Here is a 294-nt window from a genome sequence, read left to right as displayed (position 1 = left end):
TCGCGCACCTTCTGGTCGTCCCACGAATTCATCGACGTGCGTTCGAGCGTTTCCTTGCCCGGGAAGACGTCGAGCAGTTCGGGATAGGTGTAGCCGGAGAACGATTCGCTTTCCACGGTGGTGATGGTGGTCGGCACGTCGAAGATCCTGGCTGCCTTGGCCAGGCCCACGACGTTGTTCTTCATGGTCTGGCGGTCCATCGACTGCACGCCAAAGGCCATCTGGGGCTGGTGGTCGATGATGATCAGCTGGCTGTTGCGCGGGGTCAGGACTTGCAGCTTGGCGTTCGACATG

1 pseudogene is annotated in these 294 nt (G+C 60.5%); it reads right to left on the bottom strand.

Going from position 1 to position 294, the window contains the following annotated elements:
• Positions 1-293 (bottom strand): annotated as a pseudogene (locus A9J21_RS14835) (isochorismatase family protein); the annotation flags it as partial.
• Position 294 lies beyond the last annotated feature (1 nt).

The organism is Cupriavidus sp. D384 (assembly GCF_001652915.1).
GTDB lineage: Bacteria > Pseudomonadota > Gammaproteobacteria > Burkholderiales > Burkholderiaceae > Cupriavidus.
This window is presented reverse-complemented; position numbering and strand designations above follow the sequence as displayed.